This is a genomic window from Mycobacterium sp., assembly GCF_035697385.1.
Taxonomy (GTDB): domain Bacteria; phylum Actinomycetota; class Actinomycetes; order Mycobacteriales; family Mycobacteriaceae; genus Mycobacterium.
On record NZ_DASSCY010000122.1, the window covers coordinates 1 to 19,025 of the forward strand.

Annotated in this window: 16 protein-coding genes and 1 pseudogene; all 17 read right to left on the reverse strand. The window is 68.0% G+C overall.

Annotated features, from left to right (window positions below):
- A partial coding sequence (locus tag VFH65_RS10570; protein ID WP_353321272.1) for a cell division protein SepF occupies positions 1–567 on the reverse strand: 567 nt, incomplete at its 3' end.
- Positions 568–634: 67 nt separating this feature from the next.
- The gene (locus VFH65_RS10575; protein WP_353321273.1) at positions 635–1,384 is read right to left on the reverse strand and encodes a YggS family pyridoxal phosphate-dependent enzyme; all 750 of its coding nucleotides are present in this window, start codon (positions 1,382–1,384) and stop codon (positions 635–637) included.
- A complete protein-coding gene (pgeF, locus tag VFH65_RS10580) occupies positions 1,381–2,088 on the reverse strand; it encodes a peptidoglycan editing factor PgeF (protein WP_353321275.1) in 708 nt (235 codons plus the stop codon). Before pgeF ends, VFH65_RS10575 begins: the two co-directional genes overlap by 4 nt.
- Before the next feature lie 22 nt (positions 2,089–2,110).
- On the reverse strand, positions 2,111–3,250 hold the full coding sequence (ftsZ, locus tag VFH65_RS10585) for a cell division protein FtsZ (RefSeq protein ID WP_353321277.1): 1,140 nt from the start codon (positions 3,248–3,250) through the stop codon (positions 2,111–2,113).
- A gap of 190 nt (positions 3,251–3,440) precedes the next feature.
- Positions 3,441–4,340: a cell division protein FtsQ/DivIB gene (locus tag VFH65_RS10590; RefSeq protein WP_353321279.1), complete on the reverse strand. Its 900-nt coding sequence runs from the start codon at positions 4,338–4,340 to the stop codon at positions 3,441–3,443.
- Entirely contained in the window at positions 4,337–5,758 is a 1,422-nt protein-coding gene (gene murC, locus VFH65_RS10595; RefSeq protein ID WP_414688394.1) for a UDP-N-acetylmuramate--L-alanine ligase, read from the reverse strand. The genes VFH65_RS10590 and murC overlap by 4 nt, the downstream gene beginning before the upstream one ends.
- Positions 5,759–5,796: 38 nt before the next feature.
- Positions 5,797–6,918 carry an undecaprenyldiphospho-muramoylpentapeptide beta-N-acetylglucosaminyltransferase gene (murG, locus tag VFH65_RS10600; RefSeq protein WP_353321283.1) on the reverse strand — a complete coding sequence of 374 codons (1,122 nt, stop codon included), beginning with the start codon at positions 6,916–6,918 and terminating at the stop codon, positions 5,797–5,799.
- A gap of 41 nt (positions 6,919–6,959) precedes the next feature.
- Positions 6,960–8,459: a putative lipid II flippase FtsW gene (ftsW, locus tag VFH65_RS10605; protein WP_353321284.1), complete on the reverse strand. Its 1,500-nt coding sequence runs from the start codon at positions 8,457–8,459 to the stop codon at positions 6,960–6,962.
- Between the two features lie 5 nt (positions 8,460–8,464).
- A complete protein-coding gene (murD, locus tag VFH65_RS10610; RefSeq protein WP_353321286.1) occupies positions 8,465–9,940 on the reverse strand; it encodes a UDP-N-acetylmuramoyl-L-alanine--D-glutamate ligase in 1,476 nt (491 codons plus the stop codon).
- The gene (gene mraY / locus VFH65_RS10615) at positions 9,933–11,012 is read right to left on the reverse strand and encodes a phospho-N-acetylmuramoyl-pentapeptide-transferase (protein WP_353321288.1); all 1,080 of its coding nucleotides are present in this window, start codon (positions 11,010–11,012) and stop codon (positions 9,933–9,935) included. The genes murD and mraY overlap by 8 nt, the downstream gene beginning before the upstream one ends.
- The gene (locus VFH65_RS10620; protein ID WP_353321290.1) at positions 11,009–12,502 is read right to left on the reverse strand and encodes a UDP-N-acetylmuramoyl-tripeptide--D-alanyl-D-alanine ligase; all 1,494 of its coding nucleotides are present in this window, start codon (positions 12,500–12,502) and stop codon (positions 11,009–11,011) included. The genes mraY and VFH65_RS10620 overlap by 4 nt, the downstream gene beginning before the upstream one ends.
- Positions 12,499–14,025, reverse strand: coding sequence for a UDP-N-acetylmuramoyl-L-alanyl-D-glutamate--2,6-diaminopimelate ligase (locus tag VFH65_RS10625; RefSeq protein WP_353321291.1), 1,527 nt, complete (start codon positions 14,023–14,025; stop codon positions 12,499–12,501). Before VFH65_RS10625 ends, VFH65_RS10620 begins: the two co-directional genes overlap by 4 nt.
- Positions 14,026–14,068: 43 nt before the next feature.
- Positions 14,069–16,006 (reverse strand): peptidoglycan D,D-transpeptidase FtsI family protein, encoded by a 1,938-nt coding sequence (locus VFH65_RS10630; protein ID WP_353321293.1) that lies wholly within the window; start codon positions 16,004–16,006, stop codon positions 14,069–14,071.
- The gene (locus VFH65_RS10635; protein WP_353321299.1) at positions 16,003–16,941 is read right to left on the reverse strand and encodes a hypothetical protein; all 939 of its coding nucleotides are present in this window, start codon (positions 16,939–16,941) and stop codon (positions 16,003–16,005) included. The genes VFH65_RS10630 and VFH65_RS10635 overlap by 4 nt, the downstream gene beginning before the upstream one ends.
- A gap of 2 nt (positions 16,942–16,943) precedes the next feature.
- Complete coding sequence (rsmH, locus tag VFH65_RS10640) at positions 16,944–18,086, reverse strand: 16S rRNA (cytosine(1402)-N(4))-methyltransferase RsmH (protein WP_353321295.1); 1,143 nt, start codon at positions 18,084–18,086, stop codon at positions 16,944–16,946.
- On the reverse strand, positions 18,061–18,492 hold the full coding sequence (gene mraZ, locus VFH65_RS10645; RefSeq protein ID WP_353321297.1) for a division/cell wall cluster transcriptional repressor MraZ: 432 nt from the start codon (positions 18,490–18,492) through the stop codon (positions 18,061–18,063). Before mraZ ends, rsmH begins: the two co-directional genes overlap by 26 nt.
- Positions 18,493–18,784: 292 nt before the next feature.
- A pseudogene (locus tag VFH65_RS10650) lies at positions 18,785–19,025 on the reverse strand (hypothetical protein); the annotation flags it as partial.

The window sequence follows — 19,025 nt, forward strand, 5'->3', positions numbered from 1 at the left end:
CAGGAAGACCTTGGTCGCCACCTTGTCGAACGACCCGCGCAGCGCGAAGGCAAGCCCGGCGGCGAAGTCGACGAGCCGCTTGGCGTCGGCGTTGTCCATGGTGACCAGGTCCATGATGACGGGCGTTCCGTCACGGAACCGCTCGCCGATGGTGCGGGCCTCGCTGTAGTCCTTCGGGCGAAGCGTCGTGATCTTGGACAGCGGGCTGCCGGCCTCGAACAACTCGGCCATCCGGCGCGGGTCCATGGCCAGCGCACCGCGGGTCGAGCCGCGCAGCCCGCCAAGACGCGGCATCGGCCGGTCGAACTCGCGGGGTGTTCGTGGTCTGGGTTCGAAACGACTTTCGTCGTGGTATCCGCTGCGATAGCCGGGAGGCTCGTCGTACTCGCGGTCCTCGTAACTGCGACCAGCCCGATCGGGATAACCGTCGTCGTCGAACCGGTCTTCGCGAGAACGCCGTGAATAGCCCCGCGAGGCGCTGCGATCGTCGTCCTCGTAGTACTCGTCGTCGTAGTCATCCATCGGCGCCATACCGAAGTAGGCCTTGACCTTATGCAGTGTGCTCATCGCTAGGACCCTTCTGCACTTCCCGAAGTTGTGGTGTCTGTGATGAAGATGTGACTGGAGTGACTACTCATGGTGACGTTAGCGGTCGTTGCCCCATTAGCGCGGTACCGACACGCACACACGTCGACCCGTGTTTTACGGCGATCTCCAGGTCGCTGGACATGCCCGCCGACAGGCCCAGTGGCTGCTGATAGTCGCGCTGCACGCGTTCCCGCTCCGCGGCCAGGCGCGCGAACGCCTGGCCGGGTTCGGACTCGAGCGGCGGGATGGCCATCAACCCGACGAACTGCAATCCCTCGGCGGCATGCGCGCGCGCACACAGCTCGTCAATGCGGTCCGGCTGACCGATGTCGACGCCACCCCGTAACTCGTCGCCGTCGAGGCTGATCTGGATGTAGATCTGTAGCGGCTCAGCGCGGCGGCCCGCGGTCAGCGCGTCGCCCGCGGCCCGGTCCAGGGCGGTGATCACCTTGGCGCTGTCGACCGAGTGAGCCGCGTAGGCCCAGCCCGCAATCGAGCGCGCTTTGTTGCGCTGGATCCGCCCGACCATGTGCCAGCGAATGGGATGCGGACGCAACAATGCGCCGACTTCGGTTGCTTTATTCGACGCTTCTTGTTCGCGGGATTCACCAAATGCCACGCATCCTAAACCGCTCAAAATAACGACATCGCTTGCCGGAAAAAATTTCGTAATAGGGAGTAATTCAATTTCGCCGACATCGCGCCCGGCGGCCTCTGCAGCGCGCGCCAGCCGGGACCGGACGGCCGACAGCGCCTCGGCCAGTTCGAGTTCGCGAGTTCTCGCCACGGCGGTCATTCCATCCACACCAACGATGCAAGGCGGCCGGTCGGGTTGTCGCGCCGATGACTGAACAGCGATCGGTCCTCCACCGTGCAGCGCGGGTCGACGTCGATGGCCGCGACGCCCAAATCCGTTAATTGCCTGGCGATTCCGGCGCGTAAATCCAGTGCCGGCGTGCCGCGCGAGGACTTCGTGCGACTACCGGGCAACGCCGCCTCCACCTCGGCGGCCATTGCGGCGGGAACCTCGTAGTTGCGCCCGCTGACCGCAGGGCCGAGCAGCACCGAGATGTCCTCAGCGTGCGCACCTGCTGCCAACATCGCCTCGACCGCGCGGACCACGATGCCGTTTTGCGCGCCGACCCGCCCAGCGTGCACCGCCGCGACCACACCTGCGCGTCCGTCGGCCATTAATACCGGGACACAATCAGCGGTCACCACCGCCAAAGCCAAACGCGGTGTGGTGGTCACCAATGCATCCGTATTGTCGACGGTCTGCGCTTGCGGCCCGTCGACGACCACCACATGGTCGCCGTGCACCTGGTTCATCCAGACCACACCGTCCTCGCCCAGCCCGATCGCGGCGGCCAGCCGCTTTCGGTTGGCGGCGACGGCGGCCGGATCGTCGCCGACGTGGTCGCCGAGATTGAACGTGTCAAACGGCGGCGCGGAGACGCCGCCGGCGCGGGTGGTCGTCACGCGCCGTATGCGAACCGTCACGGTCGCCAGTATTGCCGGGATGTCAGTGGCGCATGAAGGGCGGCACGTCGACATCATCGTCGTCGTCACCGCCGATGCTGACGGTCGCGCCGTTCGTGTGCACCGGCACGCTTGCCGCATCGGCCGGCTCGAACAGCGTGGAGGTCACCTTGCCCGCGCGCCCCGATTCGATGGTCGGCTGCCCTGCGGCGCCGACCACGGGCTTTCGCCCCGGCCCGCTGGCATCGAAGCCCGCGGCGATCACCGTGACGCGGACCTCGTCACCGAGCGAGTCGTCGATGACCGTGCCGAAGATGATGTTGGCCTCGGCGTGCGCAGCCTCCTGCACCAGCGATGCGGCTTCGTTGATCTCGAACAGACCGAGATCGCTGCCGCCGGCGATCGACATCAGCACGCCCTGGGCGCCTTCCATCGAGGCCTCCAGCAGCGGCGAGTTGATCGCGATCTCGGCGGCCTTCAACGCCCTGCCGTCGCCGCGCGCCGAGCCGATGCCCATCAGCGCGGTGCCCGCTCCGCTCATGATGCCCTTGACATCGGCGAAGTCGACGTTGATCAGACCAGGCGTCGTGATCAGATCGGTGATGCCCTGCACGCCGTTGAGCAGTACCTCGTCGGCGCTGCGGAAGGCGTCCATCAACGACACCGCGGCATCGCCCATCTGCAGCAGCCGGTCGTTGGGGATGACGATCAGGGTGTCGCAGCTTTCCCGCAGCGAGGTGATCCCGTTCTCGGCCTGATTGCTTCGGCGCTTGCCTTCGAAGGAGAACGGCCGGGTCACCACACCGACGGTCAGCGCGCCGAGCTTGCGCGCGATGGTCGCGACGACGGGTGCGCCGCCGGTGCCGGTTCCGCCGCCTTCACCTGCGGTGACGAACACCATGTCGGCGCCGCGCAGCAGCTCCTCGATGTCGTCCTTGGCGTCCTCGGCCGCCTTGCGCCCGACCTCGGGGTCGGCGCCGGCGCCAAGTCCGCGGGTGGAGTCACGGCCCACGTCGAGCTTGACGTCGGCATCACTCATCAGCAGCGCCTGCGCGTCGGTGTTGATGGCGATGAACTCGACGCCCTTGAGGCCCTGCTCGATCATCCGGTTGACGGCGTTGACGCCGCCGCCGCCGATGCCGACCACCTTGATCACGGCGAGGTAGTTATGCGGGGGGGTCATCGCGATCGCCCTTCCTCCCAGATTGCCTGTCGGTGTGCGGGGCCTTGGCAAACTCTCAACCTCAACCAGAGGGTTATAGTTATGTCAAGTTATTCCGCGCAACCAGAACGGTAGGGCGAGGCCGCAAGGTATCCATGCAGGCGCGCCGACGCGCACGTCAAGAATTTCTGGGTTTTCTGGGCGCCTATATCTATTTGACCGTCGGCAAATCCGGACTGGACACGTCGTAGGTCTGGCCAGGCTGGGTGAGCAGCGCCCCGAGTTTGAGTGCCTTCTCCTCGGTACGGTCCGTCGTCCCCCACACCACCACCCGACCATCGGTCAACGTCAGCGTGATCGCGGCGACCGACGGTGCCGAGATGAGGCCGACCTGGCCTGCCACCTCGGGCCGAAGCGACGTCATCACCTGGAGTGCGGCTCTGGTCGCCGGATCACTTGGCCCGGGATTTTCGACCTCGAGGAACGGCACGCCAGGCGGTGCCGGCGCGGTCGCGAAATCCACGCCGTCGCGGTCGAACAGATGCGGACCGTCCGGATAGTCCTTGACCACCACCGGTAGCCGCTCGATGACCGTGATTCGCAGCGTCGACGGATACTGCCGCTGGACTCGGGCGCTGGCCACGCGCCTGATCGCCGCCACCCGCTCGGCGACGGCGTCGGTGTCGACCTGCAGCAGCGGCGTCCCCGATTTCACCGCGGCCGAGGCCACGACCTCTTCCTGCGACACCGCACCGAGCCCGACGACGACGACATTGCGCGCCGACATGATCGGCGTGAAGTACAGCAGCAGCCCGAGACCGACGACCACCACGCTGAGCAGTGCCGTCCACATCAGCACCTTCAGGCCCCGAACCGTGCCGCGGCCAAGCTTTTTCGTGTCATCGGCCGGTGTACCGGACGCGCGGCGCTTGGCCTCGCGGCGCGCGTGCTCGATGGAGGTGGCGCGAGCCTGGGCGGCTCGGCGTTCCTCACGTTCGCGGCGTGCCCGCCGTCTCGGTCCCTCGTAGTCTTCGGTAGCGGCGGGCAGTGCCGTTTCCGCAGGCGCTTCGGGAACTGCTTCGGAATCGTCGACGTCGCCCGGCTCGGTCATCGCGCCATTCCCGGCCGTCCCGGCGAACTCCGGTTCGCCTTCACCTGCAGTGCCGTGAGTATCTCGGCGCCAAGCAACGTGACGTCACCCGCGCCCATCGTGACAACCACGTCACCGGGTTGGGCCGCATCGGCCACCTTCTGGGCGACGGCGGAGAAGTCTGGCACATATGTCACGGGAACGCTCACGTGTTCGGCGACGGTCGCCCCGCTCACCCCCGCGATCGGCTGTTCTCGTGCCGCGTAGACGTCGAGCACGAACACCTCGTCGGCCTCGTCAAGCGCCAGGCCGAACTCGTGAGCGAAAGTCTCTGTACGCGAATACAAATGCGGCTGAAACACCGCTATCGAGCGGCTTTGCCCGCCGGACTGCTGGACCACCGTCCGCAATGCGGTCAGCTCGACGCGGACCTCGGTCGGATGGTGGGCGTAGTCGTCGAACACCCGCACGCCGTTGGCGGTGCCCACTAACTCCAAGCGGCGACGCACGCCCTCAAACCCGGCCAGGCCGTCGAGCACGGTGTCGGGCTCCGCTCCGACCTGAATCGCCGCCAGCAGTGCACCCAATGCATTGAGCGCCATATGCCTGCCGGGCACCGCGAGCCGCATCACTCGCGGATGCTGCTCGCCGGCCAGTTGAACATGCGCGACGGCTCCTGTGTCGTGCTGTTCCCAGCTCAGCAGCCTGCCTTCCAGCTGCCGGCCCGCGTCGCTGCCGTAGCGGAGCACCCGGATGCCCAGGGCGGCGGCGCGATCGGCTAGCGCGGCCGCGCCGGGGTCGTCGGTGCATACCACCAGCGCGCCACCGGGTTTGAGCCGCTCGACGAAATCGTCGAACACGGCGCGATACGCCTCGACGGTGCCGTAGAAATCGAGGTGGTCGGCCTCGATGTTGGTGACAACCGCCACGTCGGGGGCGTACTCCAGCAGTGAGCCGTCGCTTTCGTCAGCCTCGGCAACAAAGCAGTCGCCGCTGCCGTGGTGCGCGTTGGTGCCCGCTTCGCCGAGGTCGCCGCCGACCGCGAACGACGGGTCAAACCCACTGTGCTGCAGGGCCACAATCAGCATCGAGGTGGTGGTGGTCTTACCGTGGGTGCCGGTGACCATCAGCGTGGTGTGCCCAGCCATCAGCTTGGCCAGCACCACGGGGCGCAGGATCACCGGGATGCCGCGCCGCCGCGCCTCGACCAGTTCTGGATTGGTCTTGGGTATCGCGGCGTGGGTGGTGACCACCGCCGTCGGCCCGCCGGGCAACAGGTCAAGCGACGACTCGTCGTGCCCGATGCGGATGGCTGCGCCGCGGGCCCGCAGCGCGACCACACCGCGCGACTCCTTGGCGTCCGATCCCGACACCAGGCCGCCGCGGTCAAGCAGGATTCTGGCGATGCCCGACATGCCCGCTCCCCCGATGCCAACCATGTGCACCCGCTGCAGTTCGTCAGGTAGTGACTTCGCGTTCACCGCAACCGCTTTCGACCGGCGCGGGAATTGCGAGCGACGTCGAGGGCGACCTCGGCGACCCGTTGTGCGGCGTCACGGTGCCCGGCCAGTGCGGCTGCCGCCGTCATCGTCTGCAGCCTGCCGCCGTCATTGAGGATGTCGGTGATGGTGTCGGCGACAAACGATGGGTTGAGGTCGGCGTCATCGACGATCAGCCCGCCGCCTGCATTGACGACCGGCAGCGCGTTGAGTCGTTGTTCGCCGTTGCCGATGGGTAACGGCACATACACCGCGGGCAGTCCCACAGCGGTCACCTCGGCCACGGTCATCGCGCCGGAGCGGCAGATCGCCAGGTCCGCAGCCGCGTAAGCCAGATCCATCCGGTCAAGGTAGGGCACGGCGACGTACGGTGGATCCCCGTCGGCCGGCTCGCGCAAGTCGAGGGTGTTCTTTGGCCCGTGGGCGTGAAGCACCGAAACACCGGCGGCGGCAAGGTCTTTGGCAGCAGCGGCGACCGCCCGGTTCAGCGACTGGGCGCCCTGGGATCCACCGAAAACCAGCAGTACCCGTGCGTCGTCGGCGAACCCGAAGTGGGCCCGCGCCTCGGCCCGCAGCGTCATCCGGTCCAGGGAGGTGATCGCCGCACGCACCGGCACGCCGACCACCTCGACGTTGCGCAATCCGGGGTCGGCCACAGCGGCCAGCACTCGCTGGGCCGAGCGCGCGCCGACCCGGTTGGCCCAGCCCGCGCTTGCGTTCGCCTCGTGCACGACGACAGGCACCCGTCGCCGCAACGGTCCGCCTCGTGCGGCCAGGTAGGCAGGCAAGGCGACGTATCCGCCGAAGCCGACGACCACATCGGCTTCGACGCTGTCGAGCACGGCCCTGGTCTGCCGCACCGCGCGGCGCACTCGCATCGGCAGCCGGATCAGATCGCCCGATGGTTTTCGGGGCAGCGGAACCGGGGTGATCAGCTCGAGGTGATATCCGCGTTCGGGCACCAGCCGGGTTTCCAATCCACGCGCGGTGCCCAGCGCCGTGATCCGTACGTCAGGGTCGAGCGCGGTCAGCGCATCGGCAACGGCCATCGCGGGTTCGACATGACCCGCTGTACCGCCACCCGCAAGGACAATCGACATCCCCCGGTCGCTCCGCTCCTGCCCCCGGGGGGCCGAAATACTCACCCGTAACGCTGACCTTCCATTTCTCGAGCCCTTCGGCCCTTCTGATTGCGGCCTCCATGATGCCCTGAGCGTCGCACGGGCCGATCGGCCGCATGGGGTTTGCGCCTGTTATCCCTGACGGGCTTGCGGTCGGCCTTACGAGCGGGTTTGGCAGGCGGACTGTCAGGACGCGACCTCAGCCGATCGCGCAGCGCCTCGGTTCGGGTCGGCACATACGGCTCCGGCAGTGGCAGCCGAAGCAGCCGGTTCACTCGATCGTCACGTCCGGCCCGCAGCGCGGCCACCGCTTCAGGTTCGTGCCGCGCCGCGTTTGCCATAATGCCGATCATCAAAAGCGTTGTGGCCGTTGATGTCCCACCGGCCGAAATCAACGGCAGCTGCAGCCCGGTGACGGGAAGCAAGCCGACGACATAGCCGACGTTGATGAACACCTGGCCCATGATCCACAGGGTCGCGGTGGCGGTGAGCAGTCGCAGGAACGGGTCGGCGGAGCGGCGGGCGATGCGCATCCCGGTGTAGGCGAACAGCCCGAACAGGCACAGCAGCCCCGCCGCGCCGACGAAGCCCAGCTCCTCACCGATGATCGCGAAGATGAAGTCGTTGTGGGCGTTGGGCAGATAGTTCCACTTCGCGGTGCCCTGGCCCAGCCCGTCGCCGAAGACACCGCCGTTGGCCAGCGCAAACCGCGCCTGGCGCGCCTGATAACCGGAACCCTGCGCGTCGGCACCCGGGTTCAGCCAGGACTGGACCCGGGCCGAGCGGTAGCCCTCGGCCATCGCCAGCACGGCCGCCGACATCACGACCGCGACCAACGATGAAAGGAACACCCGCAGCGGCAGGCCCGCGTACCAGAGCAGGCCGAGCAGGATGATGCCCAGCGAAACCGTCTGCCCCAGGTCGGGCTGGGCGACGATGAGCGCCAGCGCGATGACCGCCGCCGGCACCAGCGGGATCAGCATTTCCCGCAGCGACGCGTGCTCAAGGCGCCGCGCCGCAAGCAGGTGCGCACCCCAGATGGCGAATGCGATCTTGGCCAGTTCGGAGGGCTGCATCGAGAACCCTGCCACCACGAACCAGCCGCGAGACCCGTTGGCCTCCTTACCAATTCCCGGGATCAGCACCAGGACCAGCAGGACGATCGTGAGGGCGAAGCCGGAGAACGCCAGGCTGCGCATGAGTTGCACCGGCATCCGCAGCGCGATGTAGAACGCGACCAGCCCGACCATCGTCCAAAGCACCTGCTTGGCGAAGACCACCCACGGCGAGCCGTCCTGGTCGTAGGAGTAAACGCCGGAGGCGGACAGCACCATGATCAAACCGAGCGAGGTGAGCAGGGCGGCGACCGCGATGATGAGGTGAAATGACGTCATCGGCCGGCCCAGCCACGCGCCGAAGCGGGTGCGCGGACCGCGCGCGGCCTCGGCCTTGTCGTCGGTCGGTGACTCGGCGGCCGCATTGGTTCTCCGGTACCTCAACCGGGTCAGGATGTTGCTCACGGCGGCTACCGGGTTGCGGCGCGCACGGCCGAGGCGAACGCATCGCCGCGGTGGCCGTAGCTGCTGAACTGGTCGAAGGACGCACCGGCCGGAGCCAGCAGCACGGTGTCGCCCGGCCCGGCCAACCCGCGGGCCGCGTCGACGACGGCCGACATGACCGCATCGCCGACGTCGCGGCCGCCAACGTCGATCACTCGAGTCACATGATTCACAGCAGACTCAGTTGACTCAATTTTCCCAAGCACCCCAGAATCCTCCCCCGTCACAAGCTCGACGACGGGGACATCCGGGGCGTGTCGCGATAACGCGTCGGCGATCAGCGACCGATCGCGTCCGATCAAAACGGCTCCCACCAGCCGATTCGCCACCTGTCCTACGAGTTCGGCGACCGAGGCGCCCTTGAGAAGGCCGCCGGCGATCCACACCACCCGCGGATATGCGGAGATCGATGCTTGCGCGGCGTGCGGGTTGGTGGCCTTCGAGTCGTCGACGTACGTGACCCCGTCAGCCACCGCGACCACCTCTGCGCGGTGCCTGCCGAGCTGGAAGCCGGCGATCGCCTCCGCGATGGCCGCTGGCGCAACGTCGACGGCACGGGCCAGCGCTGCGGCGGCCAGCGCGTTGAGCACGCCAACCGGACCGGCCACCGGAATCGACGCCGCCTGGGCCAACGCGACGTCGTTGCCGAACGCGTTGTCGACGAGCACACCATCGCGTACGCCGAGTTCACCTGCCGCCGGTTCACCCAGCCGGAAACCGACGCGCACGGGCGCGGGCGCGCTGTAGAGCAGCCCTGCCGCGAGCGGGTCGTCGAGCCCGACGACCGCGACCCTGCCGTTCAACGCCCGGGCCTTGTCGCGCGCATAGTTCGCCAGCGTGCCGTGCCAGTCGAGGTGGTCTTCGGCGACGTTGAGCACCACCCCCGCCTCCGGGCGCAGCGACGGCGCCCAGTGCAACTGAAAACTCGAAAGTTCGACCGCCAGAATGTCGGACGGTTCGGCGAGCACATCGAGCACCGGGTTGCCGATGTTCCCGCAGAGCGCTGCCCGGCGTCCGTCGGCGGTCAGCATGGCGTGCAGCATCGACGTCGTGGTGGTCTTGCCGTTGGTTCCGGTGACGACGAGCCAGCGCCGCGGCGGCCCGTAGCGGCCGGAATTGTCCAACCGCCAAGCCAATTCGACGTCGCCCCAAATCGGCACACCGGCCGCCGCAGCGGCGGCCAGCACTGGCGTTGTCGGCGCGAAGCCGGGACTGGTGATGACGAGGTCGTAGTCGGCGATGTGAGCTTGCGCGTCGGCGGTGGTGACAACAGACGCCGGGGTGATCAGCCGCTGCAGCGCCAAGGGGTCGTCGTCACAGATCGTCAACCGCACACCCGTCGGCTCCAGCGCGGCGCTCGCCGCGCGACCCGTGAGCCCGGCGCCGGTCACCAGCACACGCGCCCCGGGCGCCAACGGCGAAAGGTCGCTCACCTCAGGCACCGACGGTGGTCAGCCACTCGCTGTAGAAAAGCGCGACGCCGAGTCCGCACGCAATGGCGGTGAGCAACCAGAACCGGATGATGACCGTCGTCTCGGCCCAGCCCACGAGTTCGAAATGGTGATGGAAGGGCGCCATCCGGAACACCCGGCGTCCGGTGGTGCGAAACGCCATGATCTGCACGACGACTGAGGTCACTTCGGCGACGAACAGCGCGCCCAGCACCACCGCGAGCATTTCGGTGCGGCTGGTCACCGACAGCCCGGCGATGATGCCGCCAAGCGCAAGTGAGCCGGTGTCGCCCATGAAGATCTTGGCGGGCGCGGCATTCCACCACAGGAAGCCGATGCAGGCCCCCGCGGTCGCCGCCGCGATGATCGCCAGGTCCAGTGGATCGCGCACGTTGTAGCAGCCAAGCCCGGGGCTGACCGCGCACTCGTTGCGGAACTGCCAGAAGGTGATCAGCACATAGGCCGCGCAGACCATCGCCATGGCTCCTGCGGCAAGGCCGTCAAGGCCGTCGGTGAAGTTCACCGCGTTGGACCACGCGTAGACGATCGTGATGCAGAACAGCACAAAGAGCGCGGGCGGCAGTGTGACGGTGGCGATTTCGCGGACGTAGGACAGTTCAGGGCTGCCAGGGGTTATCCCGTCGGCGTTGCGGAACTGCAGGGCCAGAATGCCGAATACGACCGCGGCGGTTATCTGGCCAACGGTCTTGGCGGTCTTGTTCAGACCGAGGTTGCGCGCGCGGCGGATCTTGATCAGGTCGTCGATGAAGCCGACCGCGCCCAATGCGGTGGCAAGTCCCAGCACCAGCAGACCCGACGCCGACGGCCCACGACCGTCCATCACCACTCCGACGAGATGCGTGCCGAGATAGCTGGCCCAGATTCCGGCCAGAATCGCCACGCCGCCCATCGACGGCGTTCCGCGCTTCTTGTGGTGACTCGGCGGCCCGTCCTCGCGAATCTCATGACCGAAACCCTGACGGGTGAAGAGCCGGATCAGCACCGGGGTGAGCAGGATCGAGACCGTCAGCGCGATACCGACGGCGAGGAGGATCTGTCTCATCCGCGCATGGCTCCATCCTCGGCGAGCAGCGCATCGGCCAGCTCGCCAAGCCCGGCGGCGTTCGAGGCTTTCACCAGGACCACGTCACCTGCCCGCAGCTCCTCCCGCAGCAACGTCAGCGCGGCGTCAGCATCGGGCAACATGGTGGCCTCTGATCCCCACGAGCCCTCCATCACCGCCCCGTGGTGCATGGCACTCATAGCCCTCCCGGTTCCCACGACGATGAGTCGTGACACATCTAAGCGCACCGCGAGCCGGCCGATGTGGTCATGTTCGGATATCGCGTCGTCTCCCAGCTCGGCCATCTCGCCGAGCACCGCCCAGCTGCGCCGCCGGGTGCTGCCCTCTCGGGCGATGACGGCCAGCGCTTTCAGCCCGGCGCGCATGGAGTCGGGGTTGGCGTTGTAGGCGTCGTTGATGACGGTGACGCCGTCACTGCGGGTGGTGACCTGCATGCGGTTCTTGGACACCGGACCGGCGCCGGCCAGCGCAGCGGCCACCTGCTCGAGTCCGGCGCCGCATTCCAGCGCGACCGCGGCCGCACACAACGCGTTGGACACCTGGTGCTCGCCGTGCACCGCCAGTGCGACGTCGACCTGGTTGGCCCCGGCATGCAGCGCGAACCGCGGCCTTGCGAGCTCGTCCAGCGTGACGGGTCCAGCCCAGATATCGGCGCCTTCCGACCGCGACACCCGCACCACCCGCGCGGCCGTCTGGCCGGCCATCGCCGCCACCGCGGTGTCGTCGACGTTGAGGATCACCACGCCGGACGATGGAACCGCTTGGGGCAGTTCGGTTTTCGTCGCAGCGATGGCTTCGCGCGAACCGAATTCGCCCAAGTGAGCCGTGCCGACGTTGAGCACCACCGCGATCGACGGCGGGGCGATGGCCGCCAACGAGGCGATGTTGCCTGGGTGGCGCGCCGACATCTCCAAGACCAGGTAGTCGGTGGACTCGCTTGCGCGCAACACCGTCCACGGGTGGCCGAGTTCGTTGTTGAAGGAGCCGGGCGGCGCGATCACCTCGCCAAGCGGTGCGAGCACCGCGGCCAGCAGATCCTTGGTGGACGTCTTGCCAGAGGAGCCGGTGACGCCGACGATCGTCAGCCCGCCCTTCACCAGTTCGGCGGCGACGGCAGCGGCCAGCCGCGCCAGCGCGGCCAGCACCGCGGCCCCCGCGCCGTCGGTGTCGTGCTCGAGGACGCTGGCCGCCGCGTCCGCACCAGCCGCGGGTGGCACCACGATTGCCGGCACGCCGACCGGCCGCGCCGCGAGCACCGCGACCGCGCCCGCACCCACCGCAGCGGTGGCGAAATCGTGGCCGTCCGAACGGGCACCGGGAAGGGCGAGGAACAGACCGCCGGGAGTGACGGCGCGCGAGTCGAACTCGACCGTCCCCGTAACCCGGGTGCCGGCTGCGTCTTCCGGTGAGATGTCGGCCAGTTCACCGCCGACGATGTCGGCGATCTGGGCGACGGACAGGTCGATCATGTGCGATGTCCCAACGCCTCGAGAGATTGAGCGAGCTCGACTCGGTCGTCGAACGGCCGGGTTTGGCCGTGGCTGGTCTGGCCCGCCTCGTGGCCCTTGCCCGCGATGAGCACCACATCGCCGTGGCGTGCCCACGCGACCGCGTAGTCGATGGCCTCGCGCCGGTCGCCGATCTCGACGACCTGCGCGCGGCCGTTCACCGTACCGCCCATGATCGCGGACCTGATGGCGGCGGGATCCTCGTCGCGCGGATTGTCGTCGGTCACCACGACCAGGTCGGCCAACTCGGCGGCGACACGGCCCATCGGTTCGCGCTTACCCGGGTCTCGGTTGCCGCCCGCCCCGAACACCACCGCGAGCCTTCCCGCCGTGATCTGCCCGCGCAGCGTCTCAAGGACCGCCCGCAGCGCGCCCGGTTTGTGCGCGTAGTCGACCAGCGCGAGAAAACCCTGCCCGCGGTCGATAGGTTCCAGCCGGCCGGGGACGGTCGCGTTGCGCAGCCCGGGAGTCGCCTGCTCGGGTGAAACCCCGACGACATCGAGCAGCGCGGCCGCCAGCAGACAGTTGGCGACGTTGAAGCGGCCGGGCAACCCGATCCGCAGCCCGTGATGCACGCCGGCGGGGTCGACTGCAAAGAACTCCTGGGCACCGCGCTCGACAGTGCGGACGTTCTCCACCCGCCAGTCGGCATCGCGGCCGGTCACGCTCACCGACACCGGGCCGTGCGCGAGGGCCGCCATGGCCCGGCCAGCGTCGTCGTCGATGCAGATCACGGAAACGCTTGCATGCGTTGGGGATTGGGGATCGAACAGGCGGGCCTTGGCGTCGAAGTAGTCCTCCATCGTCGGATGGAAGTCCAGATGATCGCGTGAAAGATTGGTGAAGCCGCCGACCGCGAAGTTCACTCCGTCGACCCGACCGAGGGTGAGCGCATGGCTGGAGACCTCCATCACCACGGTGTCGACGCCCTGCTCGAGCATCGACGCCAGCAGAGCCTGCAGGTCGGGCGCCTCCGGCGTCGTCAGCGCGCTGGGCTCGTCGCGTCCGTCGATCCGGATGCCCACCGTGCCGATCAGACCGGGCACCCGCTCCGCGGACCGCAACCCGGCTTCGACCAGATACGTGGTCGTGGTCTTGCCGGACGTGCCGGTCACACCGATGACCCGAAGTTTGTCCGATGGGCGGCCGTAGACCGTGGCGGCCAGGTCGCCAAGCACCGAACGCGGGTCCGGATGGATGAGCACCGGGACGTCGAGGCCGCGATCCACGAGGGCCGCGCCGGCGGCGTCGGTGAGCACCGCCGCCGCGCCGCGCGCCACCGCCTCGCCGACGTAGCGACCGCCGTGCGACGACGAACCCGCCAGCGCCGCGAACACGTCGCCCGCCTGTACGTCCTGGCCGCGCAGCGTCACCCCGGTAATCCGGATGTCAGGCACGACGGCGCCCGCTGCCGGCACCGCGCCCACCTGCTCGGCCAGCGGCCGCAGCGGGTGGCCGACAGGGTGGCTGGGACGCAGGTTCATGGCGAACACACAGTACCGGCCGGCCGTCAGGCGGCCGTCCGGCTCAGCCCGCTTGCAGCGTCAGCGGCGGACCGGGATCAGGCGAGAGCGGCACGTTCTCCCGCTGAAGCAGCCAGGACGTGATGTTGTGGAACAGCGGTGCCGCCGTCGTCCCTGGCTGGCCGTCGGCCGTGCGCGCGGGGTTGTCCATCATGACCCCGACGACGTAACGAGGATCGTCGGTTGTGGCGATGCCGGCGAAGGTGATCCAGTAGACCTCGTCGTAGTAGCAGCCGCAGCCAGGGTTGATCTGCTGAGCGGTACCCGTCTTGCCGGAGATCTGATATCCCTCGACCGCGGCCTGCGACCCCGTGCCCTGCTGATCGCCCCTCGGATCCCGTTGCACCGTCCCCCGCAGCATCTGCCGCACCGTCTGCGCGGTCTGCGACGAAACCACCTGCACGCCTTCGGGGCGAGGCTCGTCGGTGCGGGTGCCGTCCGGGGCGATGGTGGTCTTGACGATGCGTGGCGGGATGCGCACGCCGTCGTTGGCGATGGTCTGGTACATGCCGGTCATCTGCAGCAGCGTCATCGAAAGACCTTGGCCGATAGGCAGGTTGGAGAACGTGCTGCCCGACCACTGGTCGATCGGCGGGACCAGTCCTGCGCTCTCGCCAGGCAGCCCGACGCCGGTGCGCTGGCCGAGGCCGAACTTGCGCACCATCTCGGCGAAGCGTTCAGGTCCCAGCCGCTGGGCAAGCATGAGCGTGCCGACGTTCGAGGACTTTCCGAAGATGCCGGTCGTGGTGTACGGCATGGTGCCGTGTTCCCACGCATCGCTGACGGTCACCCCGCCCATGTCGATCGATCCCGGAACGTGTAACACCTCATCGGGATTGGACAGGCCGTACTCGATGACCGACGCGGCGGTGATGATCTTGTTGACCGAGCCGGGCTCGAACGGCGACGACACCGCGGGGTTGCCGAGTTCGCGATCGGATTGGCGGCTGATGTCCTGCGCGGGGTCGAAGGTGTTGTCGTTGGCCATCGCAAGGACTTCACCGGATTTCGCGTCGAGCACGACGGCGGACACGTTCTTGGCGCCTGACAGGTTCTTGGCCTGCTGGACTTGCTGCTGTACATAGAACTGGATGTCGTCGTCGATGGTCAGCATCACAGTGGAACCGTTGACGGCATCGTGCCGGTTGCGGTAGCTGCCCGGAATCACCACACCGTCGGAGCCGCGGTCGTAGGTGATCGAGCCGTCGGTTCCGGCTAGCACGGCGTCGAGCGAATCCTCAAGTCCCAGAAGGCCGTGACCGTCCCAGTCGATGCCGCCGACGACGTTGGCGGCCAGCGATCCGCCGGGATACTGCCGCAGATCTTGGCGCTCGGATCCGACTTCACCGAACTTGGTCGTGATGGCGTCGGCGATGGCCGGGTCGACGGCGCGGGCCAGGTAGACGAACGACTCATTGCTTCTGAGCTTCTTCAGCACGGCGGCGGCGTCGGGTTTGTTGTTCAGTCGCAGGGCGACCTCGGCGGCGATCTCACGCAGCCGCCGGTCCGGGTCCGGCGCCTCAGGGGATTTCGTCCTTGCGTCGCTCAGTTGCTTGCGGACCTTGACCGGCTGGAACGTCAGCGCGCGGGCCTCGATGGTGAATGCGAGCTTGTCGCTGTTGCGGTCGACGATGGCGCCGCGCACTGCCTTCTCGACGTCGGTGACCTTGAGCTGGCCAGCTGCCTCGGCACGCAAGCCGGCCGCGCGCGGCACCTGCAGATTGAACAGCTGAGCCGCGGCCACGATCAACAGCACGAAGATGACGGCGTTGCCTGTGCGATGCCGGAACACGAACGACGCACTGCGCAAACCATTTTCGGTTGCCGCCACACGCGTCCGGCGAGCGCGCGCCGACCGCTCCTGCGGTTGGGCAACCTTGCGGGCCTTCGCGCGGGTCTTCGGCTTGGCGTCGCGACGACTCCGAGAATCGCCGCGGCTCATACGGGCGGCGCGATCGGCTGGCCGGCCAGCGGGGCTATCGGCTGCTCGGCAGGCGGTGCGAGGGGCACCAGCGGCGCCAGAGGTGCGGCGGGCGGCTCGGCGGGGCCGAGCGCAGGCGTCTGTGCGCCGACGGCGTGTGGCACCTCGGCGATCGGCGGCGCCCCCAGCGGCACGGCCGGCACGACGGGCGCCGCCGGAACCGGCGGTGTCGTCGTCCTCGGCGGAACCCGGACAGTGACCTCGCGCGGTTCCACGACCCGTGGCGCGGGAGGCGGAGGCGGCGCAGGCGGACCTTCCTCGGGCAGCGGGGTGTTCAGCGGCGGCGGCGGAACGCCTTCGGCCGGTTTGGGTGTGCCGATCACGACCCAGTTACCCGCGGGATCCTGCACCAGATGCGCGGTGTCGCGGGACGGAATCATGCCGAGGTCGCGGGCCGCCTCGGCAAGCGCGGGAGCGGCCTGGGCCTCCAGCACGTCGCGTTCGAGCGCTTCCTTCTGCTGCAGCAGCGCCTGATTCGTCTCGCGGGCACTGCCCAGCTGATAGGAGCGCTCGGCAGCGTCGGTCGAGAGCCACAAAGTGACCCCGAGCCCCATGCCCAGTGACCCGATGACAAGGACAACGAATGGCACCCTCGCGACGAGCGTGCGAGGGTTCAGATCGACCGACGCCAGCCTGACGATGATCCGCTCGCGAAGTGGCGGGCGGACAACCTTGGGCGCCTTGGCCTTTCGCGCCTTCGCCCTGGCCTTCGCCTGACTGGCGTTCTTAGGCCTTGCCGGCGCGTCGACCGGCCGCGGTATCGGATTGGTCTGCGGTGCCGAACGCTGCGGACGCTGTTCGCGCGTCGGCTTGCGCCTGCGCGCCGGCGCATCACCGTTTCGGCTGCGCCGTGGCTCGTCACCACCGCGCACCGCTGCGGGTCGCTTGGCCTTCATGGTCATCCCCCAACCTTCTCCAGTGCCCGTAGCCGCACAGACGCGCTACGTGGATTGAGCTCGATCTCCTCGGCGCCCGCGCGTTCGGCACCGCGGGTCAAGGCGACGAATTCCGGTTCGTGCCCGGGCAATTCGACCGGGAGGCCGGGTGGAGTGCGGGAGGCCGTCACTGCGGCGAACTTGTTCTTGACGATACGGTCTTCCAGGGACTGGTAGGCCATCACCACGATTCGCCCGCCAGGCGTCAGCGCACCCAGTGCCGCGGGCAGGGCGTCCCGCAGCGAGTCCAACTCGCCGTTGACGGCGATGCGCAGCGCCTGGAAGGTGCGCTTGGCCGGATGCCCGCCGGTGCGGCGCGCCGGTGCGGGGATGGCCTCATATAGCAGCTCCACCAGTTCGCCGGTGGTGGCGAAAGGCTTACGGGCGCGGCGGCGAACGATCTGGGCGGCGATGCGGCTCGCGAACCGCTCCTCACCGAACTCGCGCAAGACGCGTGCGAGCGCCCGCTCGTCGTAGGTGTTGATCACGTCGGCGGCGGTCAGGGCCGCGTCGGGATCCATGCGCATGTCCAGCGGCGCGTCAGCCGCGTAGGAAAAGCCGCGTTCGGTGCGGTCCAACTGCATCGACGACACACCGAGGTCGAAAAGGATGCCGTCGACTTTGTCTGCCCAGTAGCCGGTCTCGGCCAGCACGCCCTCGATGCCGTCGTAGCGGGTGCGTACCAGCATCACGCGGTCGCCGAACTCCGAGAGTCGCTCGCCGGCGATCCACAGCGCGTCGGGATCGCGATCCAGTCCGATCAACCGCAGCCCGACAAATTCCGTGAGGAAGCGTTCGGCATGGCCACCGGCGCCGAGCGTGGCGTCGATGAGGACGGCGCCGGTGCCGTCGGGGTGCTGGCGGGTAAGCGCCGGCTTCAGTAGCTCAACACAGCGGTCGAGTAGCACTGGGATGTGCGGACGATCTGGGGCCATGGCAACGTCTCCGTCCAGCGCCCCTGCATCGAGGTCCCTGCCCGAGAGTCCAGACCTGGCGTTGGGGAAGTACGCCAGGGCCGGTTCGGGCAGAGGCCACGATGCACGGGCAACGTGCCGACCAGCGGCCGGATCAACCTCCGCGTCAGATGATGTCGTGTAGAGCTTCATCGGTGGCCGCGGAGAAGTTCTCTTCGTGGGTCTGCTGATAGGACTGCCATGCTTGGGCGTCCCAGATCTCCAGGTAGTCAACCGATCCGATCACCACGCACTCCTTGGACAGGTTGGCGTAGCGGCGGTGATCGGCCGACAGTGTGATCCGGCCCTGCCCATCGGGATGCTGTTCGTCGGTGGCGGCAGCCAGATTTCGCAGGAATGCGCGAGCCTCCGGATTGCTTCGCGACGCCTGCGACGCCCGTCGGGCCAACTTCTCGAACTCGTCCCTCGGATACACAGCGAGGCTGTGGTCTTGGCTCTTCGTCACCATCAACCCTCCTGCCAGTGCATCGCGGAACTTGGCGGGCAGCGTGAGCCGCCCCTTGTCGTCGAGCTTCGGCGTGTAGGTGCCCAGAAACATCAGGCCACCTCCCTGCCACTCCGGAGCCCCGGTCGCTCCGTTGCCGCCACTTTACCCCACAATCCCCCACAACGCGCCATTTGACAGCAAAAGTTTGAGGCAAGTCCCCACCACACCCCCCGGACCTTGGTTTTTTGCACCCGCCCCCAGGCCTGCTCACCAGCCAAATCACCTAAAACTGCAGGTAACCGGCCCGGTCCAGGGTGGTGGGGAGATGTGGGGAGACACGCGGCGCGGCGCACACAAAAAATGGGGTAGCCCCTATTGGGCTACCCCACTGGGTCGAGTGGACTTATTCGTCGAAGCGGCGGCGGAACCGGTCCTCCATGCGGCTGGTGAACGAGCCGCCGGCGCCCTTCGGACGCTTCTGCCTGGGTGCGCCTGGCTCGGCACCCGAGCGATCACGCCCGCCGCTCACCCGAGGGCCCGTGATGGCAAACACCACACCGGCGAACATGACGATGAAGCCGACTACGGACAGAATCGGGAAGCCGCTGATCTGCGTCGCCGGAAACGCAACGCCGGAAATAAGC

Bases quoted from the DNA above. Each gene is read 5' to 3' on its own strand.
- VFH65_RS10575 (WP_353321273.1), bottom strand. From the start codon at position 1,384: ATGACCGCCGTGGCGAGAACTCGCGAACTCGAACTGGCCGAGGCGCTG.
- ftsZ (WP_353321277.1), bottom strand. From the start codon at position 3,250: ATGACCCCCCCGCATAACTACCTCGCCGTGATCAAGGTGGTCGGCATC.
- VFH65_RS10590 (WP_353321279.1), bottom strand. From the start codon at position 4,340: ATGACCGAGCCGGGCGACGTCGACGATTCCGAAGCAGTTCCCGAAGCG.
- murC (WP_414688394.1), bottom strand. From the start codon at position 5,758: ATGGTTGGCATCGGGGGAGCGGGCATGTCGGGCATCGCCAGAATCCTG.
- murG (WP_353321283.1), bottom strand. From the start codon at position 6,918: ATGTCGATTGTCCTTGCGGGTGGCGGTACAGCGGGTCATGTCGAACCC.
- mraY (WP_353321288.1), bottom strand. From the start codon at position 11,012: ATGAGACAGATCCTCCTCGCCGTCGGTATCGCGCTGACGGTCTCGATC.
- VFH65_RS10620 (WP_353321290.1), bottom strand. From the start codon at position 12,502: ATGATCGACCTGTCCGTCGCCCAGATCGCCGACATCGTCGGCGGTGAA.
- VFH65_RS10625 (WP_353321291.1), bottom strand. From the start codon at position 14,025: ATGAACCTGCGTCCCAGCCACCCTGTCGGCCACCCGCTGCGGCCGCTG.
- VFH65_RS10630 (WP_353321293.1), bottom strand. From the start codon at position 16,006: ATGAGCCGCGGCGATTCTCGGAGTCGTCGCGACGCCAAGCCGAAGACC.
- VFH65_RS10635 (WP_353321299.1), bottom strand. From the start codon at position 16,941: ATGAAGGCCAAGCGACCCGCAGCGGTGCGCGGTGGTGACGAGCCACGG.
- rsmH (WP_353321295.1), bottom strand. From the start codon at position 18,086: ATGAAGCTCTACACGACATCATCTGACGCGGAGGTTGATCCGGCCGCT.
- mraZ (WP_353321297.1), bottom strand. From the start codon at position 18,492: ATGTTTCTGGGCACCTACACGCCGAAGCTCGACGACAAGGGGCGGCTC.